Origin of the sequence: Myxococcus sp. CA005, from assembly GCF_006518205.1 — a bacterium.
Taxonomy (GTDB): Bacteria; Myxococcota; Myxococcia; order Myxococcales; family Myxococcaceae; genus Myxococcus; species Myxococcus xanthus.
Genome location: NZ_SRLV01000013.1, coordinates 17,963 through 38,527, shown reverse-complemented (window position 1 = coordinate 38,527; position 20,565 = coordinate 17,963). Strand labels below are relative to the sequence as shown.

The following is a 20,565-nucleotide window of genomic DNA, read 5'->3' as shown; positions in this document are numbered from 1 at the left end:
TACGCGGTACGGCGCTCACCCGCGCTGGCGCCAACCCTCAAGCCGCGGGAGCCGCGGCCTTCCCCGCGGCTTCCGGATGCGTGAAGCGGTCCTTGAGACGCAGCAAGGGCTTCTCGAAGAAGCGCCACGAAACGAGCGTGAGCGCCAGCAGCACCGCGTACTCGAACAGGATGCCCACCGCGGTAGCGACGAAGGTCGAGGGAATGAAGCGGTAGAACAGCGGCCGCGTGTAAATGCCGCCAGCGGGGATGACGAGCGCATGGAACAGGTAGAGCCCGTAGCTCACCTGCCCCACGAAGCGCAGTGGCCGCCATTGCAACACGGCCTGGAGTACCCGCGCGCGCCCGGAGAGCACCCACCCCAGCAGGCTGGCGAAGCCCACCGCCCAAAGCGTGTACAGGCCCGCCACCAGCAGCACGCGGACCTTCGGGCCGCCCGGCCCCGTGAGCGCCGTTGCCATGTGAATGGCGGCGCCCTGGCCGAAGAAGACGAGGGACAACCCGCAGGCCACGAGCAACGCGGGCACCGCGAGCCGCGCGCCCCACCGTGACAGGCCGTCCGCCGTAGCGCGGCCATCCACCACGCCCAGCGCCAACAGTCCACCGAGCGCCAGTCCATCCAAACGGAACAGCGTGAAGGTGTAGACCTGGATGGGCGCTGCGCCCTCCCCCAGGGCCGCGAGGCGCGCCACGGGGGACAGCAGCACACACGCCCACAGGAGCGCGCGGAGCTGCCCGTTCCGGAGGAAGAACACGAGCAGCGGCCACACCAGGTAGAACTGCTCCTCGATGGCCAGGGACCACGTCACGTTGATGGGAGCAGGACCGAAGTCCGTCATCCAAAGGTTCTGGAGGTACAGCGCGTAGGTCACCCACGAGTAGCGCTGGGTATCGAAGGCCAGGGCCGGCAGCAGCCGCCCCATAATGCCAAAGGAGAAGGCCAGCACCAGGAAGTACAGGGGCCAGATGCGCAGCGCCCGCCGCGCGTAGAAGGTACGGAAGTAGCCTCCACGCTCACGCGTCTGCACGAGGATGCGCGTAATCAGGAAGCCAGAGAGGACGAAGAAGAGGTCCACGCCCGCCCAGCCCACCTGGAAGAGTGAGCCCAGTGACGCGCTGCGCAGCCCTGTCAGTGAGTGATAGGCAATCACCATCAGCACCGCCACGCCGCGCAGCCCGTCCAACGCGGGAAGGTACTCCGGCAGGTGCAGCGGCTCCGAGGGTCCGGTTTTCATCTCGGGGCGGACCATAGCTGGAAACGGTGGAGGCGCCCCACCCGAGCTTTTCAGAAGCTGTACACCGAGGCAAATCCTCGCACGTCGCGGCAGGCAAGCACGTCAGGCCATGGCCTTGCAGTCGTCGTGGCACTTCCCATATGAAGCGCGCGCTCATGCTCCGATTCGTGGCAATCATTGCCCTCCTGACCACCACTCCTACGCTCGCGAACGAAGAGGCGGAAAGCCCCGCCCCCATCGCCGAGAGCGGCCCGCCCCTCAGCCGAGAAGAGGCTCTGGAGCAATATGAGCTCCGGCACATCGGGTTCGATGAGTACATCGCCGTGACGCTTTCGTATTCGCCACTGGCCGTCAGGAGCCCGCCGAGCCGCTGGACCGTCCCGTATGAGGGGAAATACAAGAAGCCACTGGAGGGTGCGGCGTTCTATCAGAAGCTCGGCCGAGACGACCTCGTTGCGGAGTATCAGTCGAGAAGCGCCACGAAGCTCACCCTGAAGATCGTCGGGGGAGTCGTGATGGTTGGCGGGCTCGTCTACGGAATCGCCTCGCCAGGCGTTCGGACCGAAGACTGCGAGCTCGGCCCCGACTTCTCGGCCTGCATTGACCGCAACTTCGCGGCTGGCGACCGGAAGCGGAACATGTTCCTCGTGGGAATGGGCGTGAGCCTGGTGGGAGTAGGGCTGCTGGGGTGGGGCATCTTTTACAACCCCCATCCCATCGCCTCCAGCGAGGCCCGCGAACTGGCGGATGGCCACAACAAACGCCTTCGCCAGGAGTTGGGCCTGACGGATGTCCCCGCTCCAGCCCCAGGCCCACGAAAGCGGCCATACGTCATCCAGGCCCGCCTGACGCCTGTCTTCGGCCCGAACTCCGGGGGACTGCTGGTGGACGGGCGCTTCTGATTCCCGGCAGCGATGTCAGGAAGCGTGCCCAGGCCGGGTCGGGGCGCCTCACGCATGGCTCGCCGGAGCCCGTCTCCCCGGCGACCATGGTCCCCCCGAAGCCGTGGCCCGCGCGGCCGGCGTGATGACCGTGCAGGCCTGAAAGGACGCCCTGGATGCCCTCCGCCCCGAACGATGCCCCCCAGCTTGTCGAGCTCGCCGGCCACCACGGACTGAAGCTCAAACCCCACACCCTGTCGGTCAACGAGGCCGGACTGGACTATCGCGTCGTGATGGCGCGCGACCTCGAAGACACCCAGTGGGTCCTCCGCATCCCGCGGCGTGAAGACGTCTCCGCGAAGCTCCCGGACGAGAAGAAGATTCTCGACTTCATCAATCCCCGGCTCGGCGTGGCGGTGCCCAGATGGAATGTCGCCCACCGGGACCTCATCGCCTATCCGGCGCTGCCGGGCAGGCCCGGGCTGACGTTGGACCCCGCCTCGGGCGAGCCCGTGTGGCACTTCGACCGCGAGTCCCCCGTCTATGCCCGCCAGTTCGGCCAGCTCCTGGCCCGGATGCATGCCATCGACGTCGAGGATGCCCGGCGAGCGGGCCTCATCGTCGAGACGCCCGACCAGGTCCGCGCCAACTGGGCCTCCGACATCGCTCGCATCAAGCAGGCCTTCGACGTGGCGCCCGCCCTCCTCCAGCGTTGGGAGCGCTGGCTGGGCGACGACTCCTACTGGCCCCGCTTCGTCACGCTGACGCATGGGGAGATGTACCCCGCCCATGTCCTGCTAGCGCCGGACGACACCATCACCGGCGTCCTCGATTGGACGACCGCGAAGGTAGGAGACCCGGCGCGCGACTTCGTCTTCCAGAAGATGCTCGGCGTGGACGCCGTGTTCGAGGCCACCGTGGACGCCTATGTGAAGGCGGGCGGGCAGGTCCCAGACCGCCTGGGCGACCACTGTGAGGAACTGCTCGCGGCTTCACCCGCCGGCTACGCCCTCTTCGCGCTGCTCACCGGCCTGCCAGAGCACCGGGCGGCCGCCCAGGCGCAGTTGAACCCCGAAGCGGCCATGTAGGCACAGCGGGCCGGGCGGCGGGCCAGCCCCCCGCCGCTCAGGTTTCACTGTCCAATCACGGCCTGGGGCGCTAGGTAGGGACGGCTCGATGGAGCTTCGATGACCGCTGCCCTCCTGTCCCTGTCCCTCGCCTTCACGCTCGTCACCGGCCAGTTCGCGCCCCAGCAGGCGGGAAGTGACCCGCTCGCGCCGGAGCTGGAGACGCGTGCCCAGACGCTGGGCAAGCAGCTCCGGTGCGCCGTGTGCCAGGGACTGTCTGTGGCGGACAGCCCGTCCTCCATGGCGCGCGCCCAGCTCGACATGATTCGCGAGCTCGTCTCCGAGGGGAAGAGCGACGCCGAAATCGTCGAGTACTTCGTCGCCCGCTACGGTGAGTGGGTGCTGCTGTCCCCCCGCGCGGAAGGCTTCAACTGGTTCGTGTGGCTGGGCCCGGTGGGGCTCGTCGCCGTGGGCGCCTTCGTCATCTGGCGGCAGCTCCAGCGCGGCGCGGGTACCCCGGAGCAGACCCCGCCCGCGGCCACGACTTCGGAAGAAACGGCGGCCCCGGCCGCGCCCGCTGGAACGCCTCCAGTGGATGAAGAAGACCCGTACCTCCAGGCCGTGCGCCGGGAGCTCGAGCGCTAGGAGCGCCAGGCCATGCAGCCCCAGACGACGAATTGGTTGCCCGGAATCATCGTGCTCGCCGTCACCTTCGTGTTGGCGGCGGGCTGGATCCTCTTTCAGCGCCGCAAGGGCTCCCTGGCGTCGGCCGAGCCCCGCGACGGCGTGCTCGATGACCTGACCCAGCGCGCGCAGTCCCTCATCGACCAGCTCCGCGCGCTGGAAGCGGAGAAGCACAACCAGAGCGCCGAGCAGTATGCCGCCGAGAAGTCCCGCCTGGAGCGCGAGGCCGCCGCGGCGCTGCGCGCGAAGGACGAGCACCTCAAGCGCAAGGCCTCCGGCGAAGGCGTCCGCGCCCGTCCCCAGGCTCCGGCCCCCACCGGGTGGGCGTCTCGCAATCCGCAACTGGTGGGCGCGCTGTGGGGCGCGGGCATCATGGTGTTCTTTGGTGGGCTGGGCTACCTGCTCGTCTCCGAGCAGCAGACGCGCACCGACGGCATGGAAGCCACCGGCCGCATGCCCCCGGGCGGCGCCGCCGCGCAGCAGCAGGGCGCGGGCATGGACGACCAGATGCAGGAAGGCCCGGAGATGCAGGAGGCTCGCGCGCGGCTGAACGCCAACGCCGGAGATGTGGACGCGGCGGCGCTGCTGAGCCACGAGCTCATCCGCCGTCAGCAGTTCGACGAGGCCGTGAAGGTCACCGCGAAGGGCCTGGCGGCGGACCCCTTCAACGTCGAGCTGAAGGTCCACCGCGGCGTGCTTCGCGCCACCCAGGGCGACATGGCCGGCGCCGAGGCGGAGCTGACGGAGCTGGTGGACACCTGGCCGGACGCGCAGGAGGCGCTCATCTTCCTGGGCAGCCTCGCCCTGCGCCGCGGCGACAAGGCCGCCGCGCTGGCCCACTTCGAGCGCTTCTCCGTGGAAGTGCCGCGCAACATGCAGCCGCCGCAGCTCGGCCCCGCGATTGCACAGCTTCGCGCGGAGGTCGCTGGCGGCATGCCCTGACGCCCAGCCCCCTGCCCTCACCGGCAAGCACCCGCGGCGCCGCCCCAACCACCCGGAGTGGTCGAGGCAGGCGCCGCTGGCGTTTTCGACGCTCAGTGCACCGCGGCCCGCCGACGGCGGAAGCGCCGCACCTTCTCCACCAGCGTGTCCGGCATCGCCGCCTTGGCGCCGTTGCGCAGCAGGCGCGCCAGGGATTCGGACTGGGAGAACCAGCGCCCCTCCCACGTCCCCGCATGGACCCGCACGGACAGCGTGCGCCGCTGCTTGGACACCCAGTCGGACTTGTACGTCTCGGTGCCCCGGAGGAAGTCGTACTCCGTCAGGCCGGCCTCCATTGCGTCGCGGAACGTCTCGCCCACCAGCACCAGGCCCACGCTGCGATTGCGCCACGCCGGGTCATAACCGGACTGGAAATACACGAAGGTGTCGCGGTGGAGGATGCCGTACACCGACGCCACGGCATGGCCGCCCACCTTCATCGTGTAGAGGCGCAGCCGGCCCCGCTCCGCCAGGAACTGCGTGGCATCCCGGTGGAACGCCTCCACGCCGGAGCCCTTGATGCCCTGCGAGCCCCCATCCGCGGCCCATCGCGCCGAGTGCAGGCGGAAGAAGTCCGTCAGCGGCGCCGCCAGCTCGCCCGGGGCGTCCGTGCGCTCGATGCGGTAGCCCTCCTGCTTCGCCAGCCACTTGCGCCGCCGCAGGAAGTTGTCGCGGCGTCCCGTGCGCTTGAGGAACGCGTCGAAGGGTTCGCCCGGCGTCAGCGTGTCGTACGGACACACGTAGCGCGGCGCCACGCGGACGTCCTGCCTGGCGAAGGTCTCCCGGAGCACGTCCACGGTGGGCGAGTCCTCGCGCAGGTCCGACAAATCCAATACGTCCCATTCGTCGCGCAGCGCGTGCAGCATCCGCGCGAAGGCGCCCGCCACCTCGCGCTCACGGCCCCGCCGCGCCACGACGTCCAGGTAGTCGCTGCCGACGTGTGTCTCCCCCAGGAAGCTCAGCCGCCGCACCGGGATGCCGGTGACGCCCAGGTACTCGACGCCCAGCGGCATCAGGCCCACCAGCGTGCCCACCGCGTCGCGCGCGGTCAGCACCAGCGGGCGCCGGCCCGTGGCGATGCGCCGGCACCACGGGTACACCCACTCCCAGGCGTTGAAGGGCCCCGCGTCGCTCGCATCCATCAGCGCGGCCCATTCCTCCCGCATCCCCGCCAGCGTGGAGAGGCTGCCCACGGCGCCTACCTCCAACGGGTGCGCGGCCCACGCTCCCTGCGACAGCTCATCCACCCGAATCAACGCCCGTCCTCCCGAAGGGGCAGCCGCCCCTCCCCTGTTCCCCGAATGAGCTTCACCCCGCGCGCTTCTTCGACCGATGGTCCGACTTCACCGCCTCGCGCACCGCCTGCGCCACGTCCGCCATGACCTCCGGCGTCAGGTCCTGGTGGCACGGAATCTCCACGATGGAGCGACGTAGCTGCGCCACCTCCGGGAAGGCCGATGCGTCACAGGCCGGGTGAAAGCGCTTCCAGAAGTCGATGGCGTCGATGCCCTGCACGCGCAGCCGCGCCAGCACCTCCGCCTTGTCCTGCACCACCAGCGGGTAGAACAGCGGGCACGCGCCCGGCGGCAACTGGTTGAACAGCGGCGCGGAGATGTCGCGCAGCCGGCCCAGCAGGAAGAAGTAGTTGCGGCGCCGCTGCTCGACGATGGATTCCAGGTCCTGGGCCTGGGCAATCCGCTTCGTCAGCGGGCTCATGCCCAGGTCCACATGCTTGCGGTCGAAGTGCTGCGTCCCCGTGGCCACGCGCTCGATGTTGGCCGCCTTCACGGTGCCATGCCCCAACGTGCGCACGGCGCTGCGCAGGGCCCGGCCGGCCAGGCCGCCGCGCAACTCCAGGTTCTGCAGCAGCGCGGACACCGTGTGGCTGAAGGTGGACACGGACGGCGGCGCGGGCGGCTCCGGAAGGCTGTACTGGCGCGGGCCGTTGACGACCAGCGCGCCCCCGTTGGGAACCGGAAGCGTCTTGTAGAGGCAGAAAATGCCCACGTCTCCCGTCGTCCCCAGGGGCACCGCGCCGTCGGAGGACAGCAACGACAGCGCACAGTCCTCGATGAGGATGAGCCCGTGCTGGTCCGCCAGCTTGCGCATCTCCGCGACGGGGCCCGGGAAGCCCGCGTAGTGCGTCAGGTACAGGGCCCGCGTCTTCGGGCCGATGCGCCGGGCCACGTCGTCCAGGTCCACGTCCCAGCGGCTGCCCACGCGGTAGAAGCGCGGCGTGGCGCCGGCGTCCACCAGTGCCTCGACCTCCACGCCGTGGTGGTAGGCGGGCATCAACACCTCGCCCGAATCCAGCCCCAGCATCTTCACCGTCAGCCAGATGGCATTGCGGGCGAAGTAGAAGTAGCGGACGTTGGGCGAGGAGAACGGCGGCAGCTCGCCGGGCTTCGGCCGAGACAGCAGCATGTGCGGCCACAGCGTGGGCAGTGACGGCACGAACAGCCGGCCAGAGTGCTTCATCGTCTCCATCGCGACACCACCTCTTTCACCGCGGGCCCCCACCGGAACTTGGCCGCACACAGCGCCTGGCCGAAGGGGGAGTCATTGAACACGTAGAGCCAGGTGTGGCGCCGGACCTCGTTCGTCCAGTCGCGCTTCCACACCATGTCGGGCCCCAGGAAGTCGAACTCGTGCAGGCCCCGGTCGATGCAGTTCCCGATGACCTCATCCACCAGGAGCTGGCCCGGGCTGCACTCACGCAGGCTTTCGTCGTAGCCGGGCTTCAGCAGGAAGTAGCGCCCGCCGTATTCCAGGCCGTACTGGAACGCCACCGGCCGGCCGTCCAGCCGCAGGAAGTACAGCGCCAGCCGCTGGCGGTAGGCCGAGTCCCGCGCCAGTTCCGTGTAGAAGCCGCGCGTGCGCGCATCCTGCGCCATGGCCGTGCCGCGCGCGCCCTTCCAGCCGCTCTGCTCCAGCAGAAAGCCCTCCTCCAGCGCGCCCTCCAGGCCGAGCCCGCTGTCCACCCGCTCGAAGGTGAGCTGGCCCTTCTCCTCCAGCTTGCGGCGGCGACGACGGCAGTTGGCCTTGAACTTCGACTGCAATGTCTTCTGCAAGGCATCGCGGGTCGCCGGCAGCGGCACATACGGGGAGCGCAGGGACTCCCACTCGCCCACGGGCAGGCCGGACTCGCGCGCCACCGCGTGCAGCCGCCAGGCGGCCCCACCGTCGGGGACATCCGTGAGCCGCAGCACATCCCAGCCACCGGCCGAGCGCAGGTGGGACACGAAGGCCGCCGCGGCGACCTCCGGTTCCTTCGCCACCAGGTCGAACCGGCAGGAGTGGGCGTTGGCCGCCACGGACAGCTGCCGCGCCGGTACCCCCAGCAGCGTCGTACGCTCCTCCCACAGCGGGAGCACCGCGCCGAGGCTCCCGTCCGTGTCCCGCAGCGTCAGCACGCGCGGAATCACACCGGGTACGAAGTTGTCCATCCAGATGCGGATGAACTCATGCCGGTAGAACAGCTCGTTGGAGGTGACCTCCACGAGCGCGTTCCACTCGGACTCCAGAGATATGAAGGCCGCGCGTCCCGTCACTTCGGTGACGCGCGGCGAGGCAGAAAGGTCTCTTGCTTCCATGAGGTGTCGGGTGCCCAAGGTGGTGATGAAGGTTCGCGGCTACAACCCGCTGCGGGCCATCTTCAGCAGGCAGGCGGCGACCTTGCGGCTGTCGTGTCGGATCCTGGACCCTGCCTTGAGCAGGTCCGCATGCACCGGCACCACGCCCGCGCCAATCAAGTCCCGCGGGTTGGCCGACACCACGAACGAGCCGCGACGGGCATAGCGCCGGGTCGCCTCTTCCGTGGGCAGCGTGCCGTTGACGAGCACCGCGTCCAGCACCGGCCCCACGTGGTCCGTGACGGCCTGCACGTGGTCCAGGCAGGACATGCCGTCCGTCTCCCCCGGCTGCGTCATCAGGTTGGCCACCATGACCTTCAGCGCGCGCGTCTCCTTGAGCGCCTGGGCCACGCCGTCCACCAGCAGGTTGGGCAGCACGCTCGAGTACAGCGAGCCCGGGCCGATGGCGATGAGGTCCGCCGTGTAGATGGCCTCCAGCAGGCCCTCGGTGGGCGGCGGCGAGCGAGGACTCAGCGTGACGCGGCGCACCCGGCCGTGCGCGCGGCAGATGTTGCGCTCCCCCACCACCTCCGTGTCGTCATGCATCTGCGCCACCAGCTGCACGGACGCCAGCGTGGACGGCAGCACGTGGCCCCGGGCGCCCAGCAGCTCCCCGGACATGCGCACCGCTTCCATGAAGTCACCCTTCAGCTCCGCGAGCGCGGCGATGAGCAGGTTGCCCACCGCGTGGCCCGCCAGGCCGCGCGCCCCGCCGAAGCGGAACTGGAAGACGTCCTTGAGCGCGTTCTTTCCACCCGCCAGCGCCACCAGGCAGTTGCGGATGTCGCCCGGAGGCAGCGCGCCGTGTTGGCGCCGCAGGCGGCCCGAGCTGCCGCCGTCGTCGCTCATGGCCACCACCGCGGTGATGTCGATGCCGGGCTCCCGGGCCTTCGGTGTCGCGCGCCGGGCCAGGCCGCGCAGCACCATGGGCAACCCCGTGCCTCCGCCGATGGCGACGATGCGCGTCGGCCGGTCCACCCGCCCCTGAAGCACCTCGTTGCCCTGGCGCTCCAGCTCCAGCCTGCGACGGGCCTCCGCCCACTCCGCGGGCAGCGGCGCTTCCATGTCCATTCCCACCATGACGCTTACCCCCATCCACGACGCCCCAGCCCGCCTCCCCAGGCGGGCCCACCTCCCGGCCTCCCTCAGCGGAGGCCGGGAAAGCGAAATGCCCTACCGCGCCCCACGACCGAGAAGCACATGCCTCACGGTGTGGAAGATGATTCCCACATCCAGGAACAGCGAACCGTTCTTCACGTAGTACAGGTCGAACTCCAGCTTGTTCCGCGCATCCTCCACCGACGCGCCGTAGGGGTAGCGAATCTGAGCCCACCCCGTCAGGCCTGGCTTGACGGCCTCCCGCAGGCCGTAGAACGGAATCTGCTCCTTCAACTGCTCGACGAACACTGGCCTCTCGGGGCGGGGCCCCACGAAACTCATGTCTCCCGTCAGGATGTTGAAGACCTGGGGAATCTCGTCGATGCGCGCACGGCGGATGAAGCGGCCCACCCGCGTGACACGGTCATCGTTCGCCTTCGCCCACACCGCTCCATGCTTCTCCGCGTCCGTGCGCATGCTGCGGAACTTCCACAGGTGATACGTGCTCCCGAACAGCCCGGTCCTTTCCTGCCGGTAGAAGATGGGGCCCTTCGAATCCAGCTTGATGGCCACCACGACCAGCAACAGGAAGGGCGCGGACAGCATTAGCAGGAGGGATGCCACCGCGATGTCGAAGCCCCGCTTCAGCGTGCGGCGCAGCGGGGACACGGTGAGCTCGTCCGCGAAGGCGAAGTCGCTCGCCCGCAGGAACTGCACCGGAATCCGGCGCAGCACCCGCTCACAGAAGCCCGTGGCCTCATACACCCGCCGGCCCTGGAGCCGGCAGCGCAGCAGGCCGTCCACCCAGTTGGCCCCGCGCATGTCATCCGCGGCCTGCACCACATAGGCCGCGTTCAGCCGGGCCGCCGTCTCCTCCAGCGCCTCACCCGAGGTACGGGGGTCCGTCAGGCCCACGATGCGGTAGGTGCCCTCCCCGCCCGCGTCAATCGCGCTGGCCACCGCGCGCGCCTTGGGCCCTTCTCCGACGATGAGCACCGAGTGCGGCGCTCCCACCAGGGCGCGGATGGACACCCGCACCATCAACGTCCCGGCCAGGGCGCCCATGGCCCCGCCCAGCAGCGTGCCCGGTGGAAGCTGCATCGGCACCACCAGCGGGGTGACGAGCATGACGCCGCCCGCCACCATCGCCGTGACACCCGCGGCCTTGAGGAACCGGTATCCCCTCACCCGGTCCTCCGCGGCCACACGGAGGTCATACAAGTCCAACAGGTACAGCGTGAACTGGAAGGTGATGACGAACGCCGCGCCCATCCACAGCAGCGTGGGCCACAGTTGCGACAGCGGCGTGTGCGTCCCTTCGGGCGCGAAGAGTGCCGCGCAGGCCGCCGCGCCCATCACGCAGGCCAACGCGATTGCCGAACTCTCGGCGAGGAAGAACGTCAGTTTCTTTGCAGAAAAATAATGGTGAAAAACGCGGAGCACGTGCCCCTCCAACCTGCCCGCCCGACCCTCTTCCATCTCCGACCCCGCCCCCTGTCACCAGGAGGCGGGAACCGGAACCAAAGCCACCCACCGCTACTTCTTCTCGTAGTTCTTCAGATACGGCGCCGAGTGGACCTCCGCGCCATTCAGCACGCACCCGATGATGGGCGCGCCGCCCAGGCTCTCCACCGCCAGGTGCACCGCCTTGCCCGACGTCACGTTGGCGCGGATGACCATCAGCATGCCGTCCGCTTGATGGCCCAGGATGGCCGCGTCCGCGAAGGGCAGCGCGGGCGGCAGGTCGACGTAGACCTCGTCGAAGCCCTCACGCACCGCCTTGAGGAACTGCTTCATCCGACCGCTCGCCAGCACCTGCGCGGTGTCCTCGGGCGTGACGCCCGCGGGGATGAGGGCCAGGCGCGTGGAGTTGAACCGCCGCACCACGTCCCGCACCTCACAGTCCCCCGCCAGCAGCTCCGCCAGGCCCATCTTGTTGCGCATGCCCAGCATGGCCGCCACGCCGCCCCGGCGCAGGTCCGCATCCACCAGCAGGATGCGGCGCTCCGGGTTCGCCCGGGCCGCGGCGAGCGCCAGGTTGACGCTCGTCACCGTCTTGCCTTCCCCGGGCATCGCCGAGGTGAGCGCGACGACCTTCATCGGCCGCAGGTCCCGCATCCGCTCGAGCCTGTAGTAAAGACTCCGGTATTGCTCCGCCGCGGCCGATGCCGGCGCCGTCAGCGTCACCACCCGGCGGTCCACCGCGTTGCCGCCCGTCGGGTTGTCATCCACTCGGGGGAGGAAGTTGCCCGCCCGCTCCATCGTCTGATCCATGTCCGTCCTCCGTCCTATTCCGGCAAGACTCAGTTCAACGACGTGGGGTTAGACACGCTGTTTCGAGCCCCCGAAGCCGGCATCAGAATCCGCCGCTCCGTCTTGCCCTGCATTTCCGGGACCACCGCGAGCACCGGCAGCGTGAGGCGCTGGCGAACCTCGGTGCCATCGCGCAGGCTGTCATCACGCATCTCCAGCACCGCTCCCGTCAGCGCCCCCAGGCCCAGGGCCAGGAGGAAGACGATGAGCATGCCCGCCATGCGGTCCGGCCGGGCCGGGGTCGCCGGCACGCCCGCCGGGGAGATGACGTTGAACAGGCTCTTGGCGCTCTTGGCCTCCAGCTCCTGCGCGATCTCCGCCTCCACCTTGCGGCTCACCACGCTCTGGTACTTGGTGCGCGCGATTTCGTAGTCGCGGTTCATCACCGCCAGCTCGTGCGCCCAGCGCGGGGTGTTGTTCAGCCGGCCCTGGTACGCCTCGGCCTGCTTCTGGAGGTCCTGAATCTCCTGCTGGATGTTGCCAATCAGCGTGGCCACGCGGGTGCGCTCGGCGCGCTCGGCCCACAGCCGCCCTTCGGCCTCCTTGCGGCGAGCCGACATTCCGTCCAGCTCCGTCTGAAGGCGCTTCACCTCCGGGTGGTCCTCCGTCCAGGTGGTGCGAGCGTTGACCAGGGAACGGGTGAGCCCGTTCTCCGCGGCCTCGAGCCGGCCAGCCTCGCTGTCCACCGCGTTGCGAGCGCGGGCCAGGTCGGAGCGGCGGCCCTCGGCGACACGCAGCTCCTCCGACTTCGTCTGGAGCTGATGCGACACGCGCTCCAGGCCGCGCATGTTCATCTCCATCTGCTCGGGCAGCTCGCCCAGGTGGTCCACCTTGAACTGGGAGAGCTTCGCCTCCCAGTTGCTGACCGCCTTGCCCAGCTGAACCATCTCCTCGTTGAAGAGGTCGGTGGCGCGCGCCGCCTGCGCCTGACGAATCTTCAGCGTCTCATCGGAGAAGATGGTCGGCAGGCGGTTGGCCACCTGCGCCGCCACCTGCGGGTCGCGGTTGGCGTAGGTGAGCTCGAAGGCCGTCTCACCTTCCACGCGCACCGTGAGGTCCTTGCGCATCTGCGCGACCGCGGACTCCATGCCCTTCTCCGAAACGATGTCCGGATAGAGGTTCATCTCCTCGATGGCCTTCTGAAGCACCGGACGCGCCAGCAGCTCCTGGCGAACGGTGAGCAGCCGCTGCTCGATGATTTCGCTCACCGTGCGCTGCACCATCTCCTCACCCGGCCGCTGCGGCTCCACGCGGACCACCACCGAAGCCTCGTACATGCTCGGCCGGGTCATCACGATGGCTGCGCCCACCACGAAGACCACTGCTGCGATGGCACCGACCAGGGCCTTGCGCCGCCACAGGGCTCCCAGAAGCTGGTCTGCCGTCATCCCTCGCTCCATGTTCCGCTCCTCCTCCATCCCACGCGCTGTAGCTACCAAGGCGTCACCACCAAACGGACGGCGAACACATTGCGCGTCAGGTCCACCGCGCTCGCCGAATCCGCCAGCCCAACCTGAGCGATCCGATCCACCGCCCCCTGCGCCGACAGGCGCCGGTCAATGCGGTACTCCACACCACCACTCACCGCGTAGCCCTGCGACACCCGCGGCGCTCCTCTGAACACGGCCCAGTCCAGCGACGGCGCCTGCCCGTTGCGGAAGAAGCTGGCCGCGCCAAAAAGCGAGAACTTCTGGGTGAAACGGCGCGCCAACATCACCGACGCGTAGTCCGCCCACAGCGCGTTGGTGAAGCCGTTCGCGCCCACCAGGTCGTGTCCCATCGACACGCCCAGGTCGAACATCTCCCCTTCGCGCTGCAGCTCCACGTTCACTCGCGGAACCCAGCCACCCTGCTGGGCCACCGGCGCCAGGTACCGCACGGGGCCCGCCCGCACGGTGAAGGTGGTTGGCCGCGTCAGCCGATACCGCAACCCCAGCGCCGCGCCGTGTGACTGGCTCAGCGCCCCCTCATAGAGGAAGCCCTGGTACCGGTACTCCAAGCCCAGGCCGAGCCGGCGCGTGGCGCGGTACCAGCCTTCGATGGAGGGCGTATGCGCGTACCCCGCGCGCTGCCCCACGTCGATGATGCGCACCGCCTCGAAGCGGTAGCCCGCGCGCACGTCCAGCCGCTCCGCCACGCGGTTCGTCACGCCCAGCGTCGCCTGCGTGAAGAACGTGGGCAGCGTGGAGCGCGCCAGGCCGGCACGCGGCAGCGAGCTGGGGTCCGTGACCCGGAACACCCGGAGCGCCGTGTCCAGCCGCAGGCGACGCGTCATCTGGTGCCGGGCCTCCAGACCGCCCCGGTGGTCCAGCGTCGTCCTGCCCGAGCCATGCCGCATCAGCAGGTCGGCCGCGTAGAAGCTGTCCAGCGTGAGCCGCGCGTCCTTCGCCTCCAGTCCCAGCCGCGGCGTCACCTTCGTCATCAGCTGGCCGGTGCCGCCACCGCCCAGTCGCAGGTCGTCGTCGAACCGCTCCTCCGCCGTCAGCCGAAGCCGGGGTTCCCATATCGTCGCGGCCTGCGCGGCAGGCGCACCGAACATGAGGCCCGCGAGTAGCCACTTCTTCCAGTTGCCCTTCACCGTCGCCCTCCGTCCCGCACGCCAACCACCGCCCACGTCCACGACGCCCACTGCGTCACCATCCCTCACGGAACGACGACGGTGTCACCCGGCCGGAGCATGACCTCGTGTCCGCCATCCGGAGAGATGAGGTCGCTGTAGCGCACCGGAATCTGTCCGCCCTTGCTGTCGGTGCGGATGACCACGATGCCGTCCGAGTTGGCGAAGTCCGTGAAGCCGCCCGCCAGCGCGATGGCCTGCAGCAGCGACACGCGGCCGCGCAGCGGATAGGCGCCCGGGTTGGCCACCTCGCCGGTGACGAACACGCGGCTGCTGTTCACCTCGCGGACAATCACCGTCACGCGCGGCTCCTGCACGTACGGCTGGAAGGCTTCCTTCAGCGAGTCGGCCAGCTCCGTGGGCGTCTTGCCCGCGGCGTGGACCTCGCCCACCATGGGCATGGAGATGTAGCCATCCGGACGGACCGGCAGCGTCCGGGACAACTCCGCGTCACGCCACACCGCGATGTCCAGCACGTCCTCGCGGCCAATCCGGTAGGGCTGCTCCGAGTTGTCCACCTTCACCTGCGACTGGTGCGCGCAGCCCCCCAGGAGCATCACGCCCAACACCGTCCAGAACCCCGCGCTCGTCTTGCCCATCGTCAGCCCTCCCTCAAAATCGTGTGTCGCGCTCCCGGCCCTACCGCGGCCGGGCGTTGCTTCCGGCGGCGTTGCCTTAGCAGCGCGTGTGCCACGTACTGGAGGGAGGGAAAGCCCTTGGATCGCAGTGGGTTACGAAGTGCCCTTCTGGGAGACCCCATGGGGTTCAGGAAATTTTTCCGGCATCGTACCCGCGTCGCACCCGGTGCTTTCTTCAGGCATTGCTCTGAGCAGGGAACGACTTTGCCCTCCGCGGCCCCTCCCGCTTCCCATTTCCCGGGGCTGGAGGCTGGCACGCGTCTTGGACTGAAGTTCGCGCGAGGCAATGAAGTCCACAACGCGTGATGAGTTCGCGAGAACGGGGGATGGTCGGATGAGGAAGGCGGCTGGGGCGGTGGCGGCGTCGTTCGCGATGGGCACGGGAGCCATGACCCTGATGGGTGTGGCCTTCGCAACGCAGATGGAGGCCGCGGTGGTCGCTGTGGTGGGCCTGGCGTTGTACGCGAGCAGCGCGCTGCTCACGAACAAGGCGCCGGCGACGGCGGCCACCAGCGTCGCGAAGCAGGCGTAGTCCGGATGTAACGAAAGAGGCCGGGCGCCCGCGCGTGGCGCCGGCCTCTTTCATTTGGCGCGCGCGGTTTCGGACCCATATGGTGCGCCGCCATGGCCAAGCCACAGTACTGGCTCATCAAGAGCGAGCCCTCCGTCTACGCCTACGCCCAGTTGGAGAAGGACGGGAAGACGGAGTGGACCGGCGTGCGCAACTTCGAGGCGCGCAACAACATCCGGGCGATGAAGCCTGGGGACCTCTGCCTCTACTACCACTCCAACGAGGACAAGGCCGTGGTGGGCGTGGCCCAGGTGCTCACGCCACCGGGACCGGACTCCACCGTGCCTGATGAGGACTGGGCCGCCACCTTCATGGGGCCTGTCGTCCCCTTCACGCAGCCGGTGGACCTGGCCACCATCAAGGCCACCGCCGCACTGAAGGATTTTCCGCTCGTCACCCGCGGCCGGCTGAGCGTGGCCCCCGTCACCGCCACGCACTTCAAGCAGGTGTTGAAGATGGGGAAGACAGTACTACCGAAGTAGTACGGTGACACTGGTGGGGCGCCACCCTCGAAGGCATACTCCGGCGCCGTGAGTGCCACTGACATCCGCAAGATTCCGGCTCAGGACACGCGCGGCCTCCGCCACGCCATCCTCCGTCCCAACCAGCCTCCGGAGATGGCCGTCTATCCCGGAGATGACGACGCGGACACGCTCCACCTGGGCGTCTATACGGAGGGTCGCCTGGTGGGCGTGGCCTCCCTGTATCGGGAGCCGCCGCCGGACGCGCTGCGCGCCACCACGGCCTGGCGCCTGCGAGGCATGGCGGTGGACGCCACCCTGCGTGGGCACGGCCATGGCGCCGCCCTCCTGAAGGCCTGCATGGAGCATGCGGCGCGGCAGGGCGGTTCTCAGGTGTGGTGCAACGCGCGGATGACGGCCTCCGGGTTCTATCGTGCGCAGGGCTTCGCCCAGCGAGGCGAGCCCTTCGACCTGCCCGGCATCGGCCCGCACCACCTCATGTGGCGCAACCTCGGAACCTCGTGATGACCACCCTCCCCGACCTCGACCTCATCCGGACCTCCATCGAGCGCATCGACGAGGAGATCCTCGATGCCCTCCGCCGCCGGATGGCGCTGGCGGACGACGTCGCCCGGGCGAAGCTGGCCGCCGCCGCGCCCTTCCGGGACCAGCGCCGCGAGGACCTGCTCCTGCGCCGCATCCGCACCCGCGCCGCGGAGCACGGCCTGGACCCGCACGAGGTGGAGCGCATCTGGCGGCTCTTCATCGACATGTCCGTGGCTCGGCAACACGAGCTCGTCACCCGCCTGGACACCACGCCCCTGCGCGTGGCCTACCCCGGCGTGGAGGGCTCCTACAGCCACCTGGCCGCGCGCCGCCGCTATGGGCACCGCGCGGGCGGCGTGCTGCTGTCCGGCTTCGACCATGCGCGAGAGGCCGTGGAGGCGCTCCGCCGCGGCGAGCAGGACCTGGTGCTGCTGCCCATCGAGAACACCACCGCGGGCAGCATGAACGAGACGTATGACCTGCTCGCCGAGGGCGGCGTGGTCATCACCGCAGAGCTGGTCAGCCAGGTGGACCACCGCCTGCTGGGCCTGCCGGGCGCGAAGCTGGAAGGCCTGCGGGAGGTGCTGTCTCATCCGCAGGCGCTGGCGCAGTGCGAGACGTTCCTCCGGGAGAAGGTGCCCTGGGCCCGCGCGGTGCCGGACGTGGACACCGGCGGCGCGGCGCAGAAGGTCCGCGAGCGCAACGACGCGTCGGTGGCGGCCATCGCCAGCGAGACGGCGGCGCAGCGCTTCGGCCTGGAGGTGCTCGCGGGCGATTTGCAGCCGGCCTTCGACTACACGCGCTTCGTGGAGGTGGGCCGTGAGGCCTCGCCCCTGGCGCCCGGCGTGCCGTGCAAGACGTCCCTGCTGGTGGTGCTGGAGCACAAGCCCGGCACGTTGGGAGAGATGCTCCAGCGGCTCACCCTGCGCGGCGTGAACCTGAGCAAGCTGGAGTCGCGCCCCATCCCGGGGCAGCCGTGGCAGTACCGCTTCTACCTGGACGTGGAGGGCCACGCCGCCTCCGCAGCGGTGACGGCGGCGCTCGACGACATCCGTCCGCTCACCTCGTCGCTGCGCGTGCTGGGGACGTATGCGCGCGCGGAGTCGCCTCATGCCTGAGTCGCCGCGTCGCATCGCCTTCCAGGGCGAGCCTGGCGCCTACGGAGAAGAGGCCCTGCGCGCGCTGCATGGCGCCGACGTGGAGGCCGTCCCCTGCCTCACCTTCCGCGCCGTCTTCGAAGCCGTGGCCGAAGGCCGCGTGCACGGCGGCGTGGTGCCGGTGGAGAGCTCGCTGGGCGGGCCCGTGGCGGAGACGGTGGACCTGCTGCTGGAGCATGACGTGCCGGCGACGGGCGAGCTGTCCCTGCGCATCCGCCACTGCCTGCTGGCCCCACCGGGCCTGTCACTGGACGACGTCCAGCAGGCCCTCTCCCACCCGCAGGCCCTGGCGCAATGCGCGGGCTACCTGCGACGGCGGGGCATCTCACCGCTGCCGGAGGCGAACACCGCCATCGCCGCGCGAAAGGTGGCGGAGGAGAAGCCTCCGCACACGGCCGCCATCGCCAGCCGCATGTCCGCGGACCTGTACGGGCTGGCCGTGCTGGAGGAAGGCGTGGAGGACTCGCCGGACAACTTCACGCGCTTCATCGCCCTGGGGACCGCGCCCGAACGGACGTGGACGCGGCGGAAAACGGCGCTGGCCTTCACCGTGGAGAACGGGCCGGGCGCGCTGTTCCGCGTGATGAGCGCCTTCTCCTCGCGCGGCCTCAACGTGGCGCGGCTGGAGTCCCGGCCGCAGCGCCGCGCCTGGGAGTACGTGTGGTGCCTGGACGTGGACGGCGCGCTGGAGGACCCGCGGGTACGCGAGGCGGTGGCCGCGGCCCAGGCCGCCTGCGTCACCCTGCGGGTGCTCGGAAGCTACGGCGTGGTGTGAGGCTCGCTCAGGCGCCGGTGGCCTGGAGCCCGTCGCCGCTCTGCACGGCCGTCTCGTACGCGGAGCGCACCAGTTGGACGTAGCGCTGCAGTGCGGGGAGCTGCTCCATGCGCAGGGCCTGGGGGCCGTCACACAGGGCGGCCTCCGGGTGCGGGTGGAAGTCCACCAGCACCATGGACGCGCCCGCGATGAGCCCCTGGCCAATGGCGTGGAAGATGTCCGGCAGTCCGTCCGGCGGCGGCGCGGCCTGGCCAATGGCGTGCGACGGGTCCACGCACACCGGCAGGCGCGTCAGCCGGCGCACCACGGGCACGTGGGCGAAGTCCACCATGTTGCGGTGCGGGTCACCCAGGTGCGTCTTCACGCCGCGGAGGCAGAAGATGATTTTCGGATTGCCCTCGCTCGCCACGTACTCACACGCGTTGAGCGACTCCTCCAGGGTGATGCCCATGCCGCGCTTGAAGAGCACCGGGAAGACACGCTGCTGGCCAATGCTCTTGAGCAGCTCGAAGTTCTGCGCGTTGCGCGTGCCCACCTGGAGCATGACGCCCGTGGCGTTGCCGGAGCGCTCGAGCGCGTCGCGAATCTCGTCGATGTGACGCGGGTGCGTCACCTCCATCGCGATGACCTTGATGCCGTGCTTGCCCGCGGATTCGAACACCCAGGGCAGGCAGGCGGCGCCCAGGCCCTGGAACTCGTAGGGGTTGGTGCGGGGCTTGTAGGCGCCCATGCGCGTGGTGCGGATGCCCAAGCGAGCAAGCGCCGCCATCATCGTGTCCACGTTCTCCGGGTTGTCCACGGCACACAGGCCAGCGAACACATTCACGGAGCGCTCGTCGAAGGTGACGCCGTTGTACTCGAAGCCGGCGGACGTCCGCTGGCCCTTGTGCCGCCCGATGACGCGGTACTTCTGCGACACGCGCACCACCTGCCGCACGCCGGGAATCTGCTCGAAGGGCTCCACGGGCACCTGCGCGGTGGAACCCAGCAGGTAGACCTCCGTAATCGTGTACTCGGAGCCACCGATGACGTGCGTCCGCGGCGTCACTCCCTTGTACTGGGAAGCAACCTGGAGGACGGCGGACACCACGGACTCAGGCGAGTCCGGCTCGAGCATGACGATCATCTTCAGTTCTCCCGGGCGGCGTTGTCGTACTTCACGCGAATTGCGTGAACTATTGCGGAAAAAGGCCGCGGCAGATGTAACACTTCGAACCGCTTTGCCGCGTCCGGACTTGAAACCGGAAGGGGGCTGCGTCCCATCCAGGCCCCGGCGGGCCGACTGCTAGGCCGGCACGGGGCGGAGCCGGGTGGCGAGCTGGGCGTAGTGGTCTCTCTGAACGGGGTCGCCCAGGTGCTCCCACACGTCTGCCAGGGCCCGGGCGCACTCGGCGGAACCAGGAGACAGCGTCAGCGCCAGTTCGAAGACATGGCGGGCCTGGCGGTAGCGGGCCTTGTCCGGGCGACGGGAGCCCCGCGTCAGCAGCGCGTTGCCCAGGGTGTAGATTTGAACGGCGGCGGACTCGCGGTAGCCCGGCGTGGGGTTGAGCTGCGTGGCGCGCTGGAGCAGCTGCGCGGCGGCCTCCGGCTCCCCCAGCTCCAACTGGCAGAGGGCCGCGTCGCGGTGGGCCTCGGCCTCGGTGGGGTCCACTTCGATGGCGCGCTCGAAGCAGCGCAGCGCCTCCTCGAAGCGCTCCAGCGTGGCCAGTGACGCCCCCTTCGCGGTGAGCGCCGGGACGTGCTTGGGGTCCACGGCGAGCACCTTGTCGAAAGCGAGGATGGCCGCCTCATGGTTGCCCGCCATGGACAAGCTCACGCCGTCATTGAAGGCCGCGAACAGCAACTTGGACATCTCTCCCCCAGCTCAAGGGTGACACCGGCCGCGATTCTGGGCCGGAGGGTCAGCCTCT

General features: G+C 69.5%; 21 protein-coding genes. 9 read left to right on the top strand and 12 right to left on the bottom strand.

The features are described 5' to 3' along the window. Window positions 1-37 precede the first annotated feature (37 nt). Entirely contained in the window at window positions 38-1,234 is a 1,197-nt protein-coding gene (locus tag FMQ63_RS08175; RefSeq protein ID WP_225909239.1) for an acyltransferase, read from the bottom strand. 140 nt (window positions 1,235-1,374) lie between these two features. Between FMQ63_RS08175 and FMQ63_RS08170 the strand changes: the two genes are divergently transcribed. The 4 genes from FMQ63_RS08170 (at window position 1,375) to FMQ63_RS08155 (ending at window position 4,808) form a co-directional block, all read left to right on the top strand. Further along, window positions 1,375-2,136, top strand: coding sequence for a hypothetical protein (locus FMQ63_RS08170; protein ID WP_020479043.1), 762 nt, complete (start codon window positions 1,375-1,377; stop codon window positions 2,134-2,136). A 155-nt stretch (window positions 2,137-2,291) separates the two neighbouring features. Further along, window positions 2,292-3,203: a macrolide 2'-phosphotransferase gene (locus FMQ63_RS08165; RefSeq protein ID WP_011553281.1), complete on the top strand. Its 912-nt coding sequence runs from the start codon at window positions 2,292-2,294 to the stop codon at window positions 3,201-3,203. 99 nt (window positions 3,204-3,302) lie between these two features. Continuing rightward, window positions 3,303-3,827 (top strand): cytochrome c-type biogenesis protein, encoded by a 525-nt coding sequence (locus FMQ63_RS08160; RefSeq protein ID WP_011553280.1) that lies wholly within the window; start codon window positions 3,303-3,305, stop codon window positions 3,825-3,827. Between the two features lie 12 nt (window positions 3,828-3,839). After that, complete coding sequence (locus tag FMQ63_RS08155; protein ID WP_011553279.1) at window positions 3,840-4,808, top strand: tetratricopeptide repeat protein; 969 nt, start codon at window positions 3,840-3,842, stop codon at window positions 4,806-4,808. Between the two features lie 92 nt (window positions 4,809-4,900). Here FMQ63_RS08155 and FMQ63_RS08150 read toward each other — a convergent pair whose 3' ends face one another. The 9 genes from FMQ63_RS08150 to FMQ63_RS08110 form a co-directional block, all read right to left on the bottom strand. Next, on the bottom strand, window positions 4,901-6,103 hold the full coding sequence (locus tag FMQ63_RS08150) for a GNAT family N-acetyltransferase (protein ID WP_020479044.1): 1,203 nt from the start codon (window positions 6,101-6,103) through the stop codon (window positions 4,901-4,903). Between the two features lie 52 nt (window positions 6,104-6,155). Next, window positions 6,156-7,325: a DegT/DnrJ/EryC1/StrS family aminotransferase gene (locus FMQ63_RS08145; RefSeq protein WP_011553277.1), complete on the bottom strand. Its 1,170-nt coding sequence runs from the start codon at window positions 7,323-7,325 to the stop codon at window positions 6,156-6,158. Continuing rightward, complete coding sequence (locus FMQ63_RS08140) at window positions 7,322-8,440, bottom strand: GNAT family N-acetyltransferase (RefSeq protein ID WP_026114153.1); 1,119 nt, start codon at window positions 8,438-8,440, stop codon at window positions 7,322-7,324. Before FMQ63_RS08140 ends, FMQ63_RS08145 begins: the two co-directional genes overlap by 4 nt. Window positions 8,441-8,479: 39 nt before the next feature. Continuing rightward, window positions 8,480-9,559, bottom strand: a complete 1,080-nt coding sequence (yvcK, locus tag FMQ63_RS08135; RefSeq protein WP_020479045.1) for a gluconeogenesis factor YvcK family protein — start codon at window positions 9,557-9,559, stop codon at window positions 8,480-8,482. Between the two features lie 93 nt (window positions 9,560-9,652). Beyond that, entirely contained in the window at window positions 9,653-11,020 is a 1,368-nt protein-coding gene (exoE, locus tag FMQ63_RS08130) for a polyisoprenyl-phosphate hexose-1-phosphate transferase ExoE (protein WP_011553274.1), read from the bottom strand. Window positions 11,021-11,113: 93 nt separating this feature from the next. Further along, a complete protein-coding gene (locus FMQ63_RS08125) occupies window positions 11,114-11,851 on the bottom strand; it encodes a CpsD/CapB family tyrosine-protein kinase (protein ID WP_020479047.1) in 738 nt (245 codons plus the stop codon). Between the two features lie 29 nt (window positions 11,852-11,880). Further along, window positions 11,881-13,308 carry a Wzz/FepE/Etk N-terminal domain-containing protein gene (locus tag FMQ63_RS08120; RefSeq protein WP_020479048.1) on the bottom strand — a complete coding sequence of 476 codons (1,428 nt, stop codon included), beginning with the start codon at window positions 13,306-13,308 and terminating at the stop codon, window positions 11,881-11,883. Window positions 13,309-13,322: 14 nt separating this feature from the next. After that, entirely contained in the window at window positions 13,323-14,537 is a 1,215-nt protein-coding gene (locus FMQ63_RS08115; protein ID WP_011553271.1) for a hypothetical protein, read from the bottom strand. Continuing rightward, on the bottom strand, window positions 14,534-15,106 hold the full coding sequence (locus FMQ63_RS08110) for a polysaccharide biosynthesis/export family protein (RefSeq protein ID WP_011553270.1): 573 nt from the start codon (window positions 15,104-15,106) through the stop codon (window positions 14,534-14,536). Before FMQ63_RS08110 ends, FMQ63_RS08115 begins: the two co-directional genes overlap by 4 nt. Window positions 15,107-15,479: 373 nt before the next feature. Between FMQ63_RS08110 and FMQ63_RS08105 the strand changes: the two genes are divergently transcribed. From FMQ63_RS08105 to pheA, 5 genes are all read left to right on the top strand, one after another. Next, entirely contained in the window at window positions 15,480-15,677 is a 198-nt protein-coding gene (locus FMQ63_RS08105; RefSeq protein ID WP_225888882.1) for a hypothetical protein, read from the top strand. 92 nt (window positions 15,678-15,769) lie between these two features. After that, window positions 15,770-16,198, top strand: coding sequence for an EVE domain-containing protein (locus FMQ63_RS08100; RefSeq protein ID WP_011553268.1), 429 nt, complete (start codon window positions 15,770-15,772; stop codon window positions 16,196-16,198). 48 nt (window positions 16,199-16,246) lie between these two features. Beyond that, window positions 16,247-16,702 (top strand): GNAT family N-acetyltransferase, encoded by a 456-nt coding sequence (locus FMQ63_RS08095; RefSeq protein ID WP_011553267.1) that lies wholly within the window; start codon window positions 16,247-16,249, stop codon window positions 16,700-16,702. Continuing rightward, window positions 16,702-17,841: a bifunctional chorismate mutase/prephenate dehydratase gene (locus FMQ63_RS08090; protein WP_011553266.1), complete on the top strand. Its 1,140-nt coding sequence runs from the start codon at window positions 16,702-16,704 to the stop codon at window positions 17,839-17,841. The genes FMQ63_RS08095 and FMQ63_RS08090 overlap by 1 nt, the downstream gene beginning before the upstream one ends. Then, window positions 17,834-18,655 (top strand): prephenate dehydratase, encoded by an 822-nt coding sequence (pheA, locus tag FMQ63_RS08085; RefSeq protein ID WP_011553265.1) that lies wholly within the window; start codon window positions 17,834-17,836, stop codon window positions 18,653-18,655. Before FMQ63_RS08090 ends, pheA begins: the two co-directional genes overlap by 8 nt. Before the next feature lie 7 nt (window positions 18,656-18,662). On the opposite strand, the gene FMQ63_RS08080 is transcribed toward pheA, so the two are convergent. Beyond that, on the bottom strand, window positions 18,663-19,781 hold the full coding sequence (locus FMQ63_RS08080) for a 3-deoxy-7-phosphoheptulonate synthase (RefSeq protein ID WP_011553264.1): 1,119 nt from the start codon (window positions 19,779-19,781) through the stop codon (window positions 18,663-18,665). A 159-nt stretch (window positions 19,782-19,940) separates the two neighbouring features. Beyond that, a complete protein-coding gene (locus FMQ63_RS08075) occupies window positions 19,941-20,507 on the bottom strand; it encodes a tetratricopeptide repeat protein (protein WP_011553263.1) in 567 nt (188 codons plus the stop codon). Window positions 20,508-20,565 lie beyond the last annotated feature (58 nt).

What these genes read in the sequence shown, in the direction of transcription:
- FMQ63_RS08105 (WP_225888882.1), top strand. Translation starts at nt 15,480, where the DNA reads ATGAGGAAGGCGGCTGGGGCGGTGGCGGCGTCGTTCGCGATGGGCACG.
- FMQ63_RS08100 (WP_011553268.1), top strand. Translation starts at nt 15,770, where the DNA reads ATGGCCAAGCCACAGTACTGGCTCATCAAGAGCGAGCCCTCCGTCTAC.
- FMQ63_RS08120 (WP_020479048.1), bottom strand. Translation starts at nt 13,308, where the DNA reads ATGGAGGAGGAGCGGAACATGGAGCGAGGGATGACGGCAGACCAGCTT.
- FMQ63_RS08110 (WP_011553270.1), bottom strand. Translation starts at nt 15,106, where the DNA reads ATGGGCAAGACGAGCGCGGGGTTCTGGACGGTGTTGGGCGTGATGCTC.
- FMQ63_RS08080 (WP_011553264.1), bottom strand. Translation starts at nt 19,781, where the DNA reads ATGATCGTCATGCTCGAGCCGGACTCGCCTGAGTCCGTGGTGTCCGCC.
- FMQ63_RS08155 (WP_011553279.1), top strand. Translation starts at nt 3,840, where the DNA reads ATGCAGCCCCAGACGACGAATTGGTTGCCCGGAATCATCGTGCTCGCC.
- FMQ63_RS08125 (WP_020479047.1), bottom strand. Translation starts at nt 11,851, where the DNA reads ATGGATCAGACGATGGAGCGGGCGGGCAACTTCCTCCCCCGAGTGGAT.
- FMQ63_RS08075 (WP_011553263.1), bottom strand. Translation starts at nt 20,507, where the DNA reads ATGTCCAAGTTGCTGTTCGCGGCCTTCAATGACGGCGTGAGCTTGTCC.
- FMQ63_RS08165 (WP_011553281.1), top strand. Translation starts at nt 2,292, where the DNA reads ATGCCCTCCGCCCCGAACGATGCCCCCCAGCTTGTCGAGCTCGCCGGC.
- FMQ63_RS08175 (WP_225909239.1), bottom strand. Translation starts at nt 1,234, where the DNA reads ATGAAAACCGGACCCTCGGAGCCGCTGCACCTGCCGGAGTACCTTCCC.
- pheA (WP_011553265.1), top strand. Translation starts at nt 17,834, where the DNA reads ATGCCTGAGTCGCCGCGTCGCATCGCCTTCCAGGGCGAGCCTGGCGCC.
- FMQ63_RS08160 (WP_011553280.1), top strand. Translation starts at nt 3,303, where the DNA reads ATGACCGCTGCCCTCCTGTCCCTGTCCCTCGCCTTCACGCTCGTCACC.
- FMQ63_RS08145 (WP_011553277.1), bottom strand. Translation starts at nt 7,325, where the DNA reads ATGAAGCACTCTGGCCGGCTGTTCGTGCCGTCACTGCCCACGCTGTGG.
- FMQ63_RS08140 (WP_026114153.1), bottom strand. Translation starts at nt 8,440, where the DNA reads ATGGAAGCAAGAGACCTTTCTGCCTCGCCGCGCGTCACCGAAGTGACG.
- FMQ63_RS08170 (WP_020479043.1), top strand. Translation starts at nt 1,375, where the DNA reads ATGAAGCGCGCGCTCATGCTCCGATTCGTGGCAATCATTGCCCTCCTG.
- yvcK (WP_020479045.1), bottom strand. Translation starts at nt 9,559, where the DNA reads ATGGTGGGAATGGACATGGAAGCGCCGCTGCCCGCGGAGTGGGCGGAG.
- FMQ63_RS08090 (WP_011553266.1), top strand. Translation starts at nt 16,702, where the DNA reads ATGACCACCCTCCCCGACCTCGACCTCATCCGGACCTCCATCGAGCGC.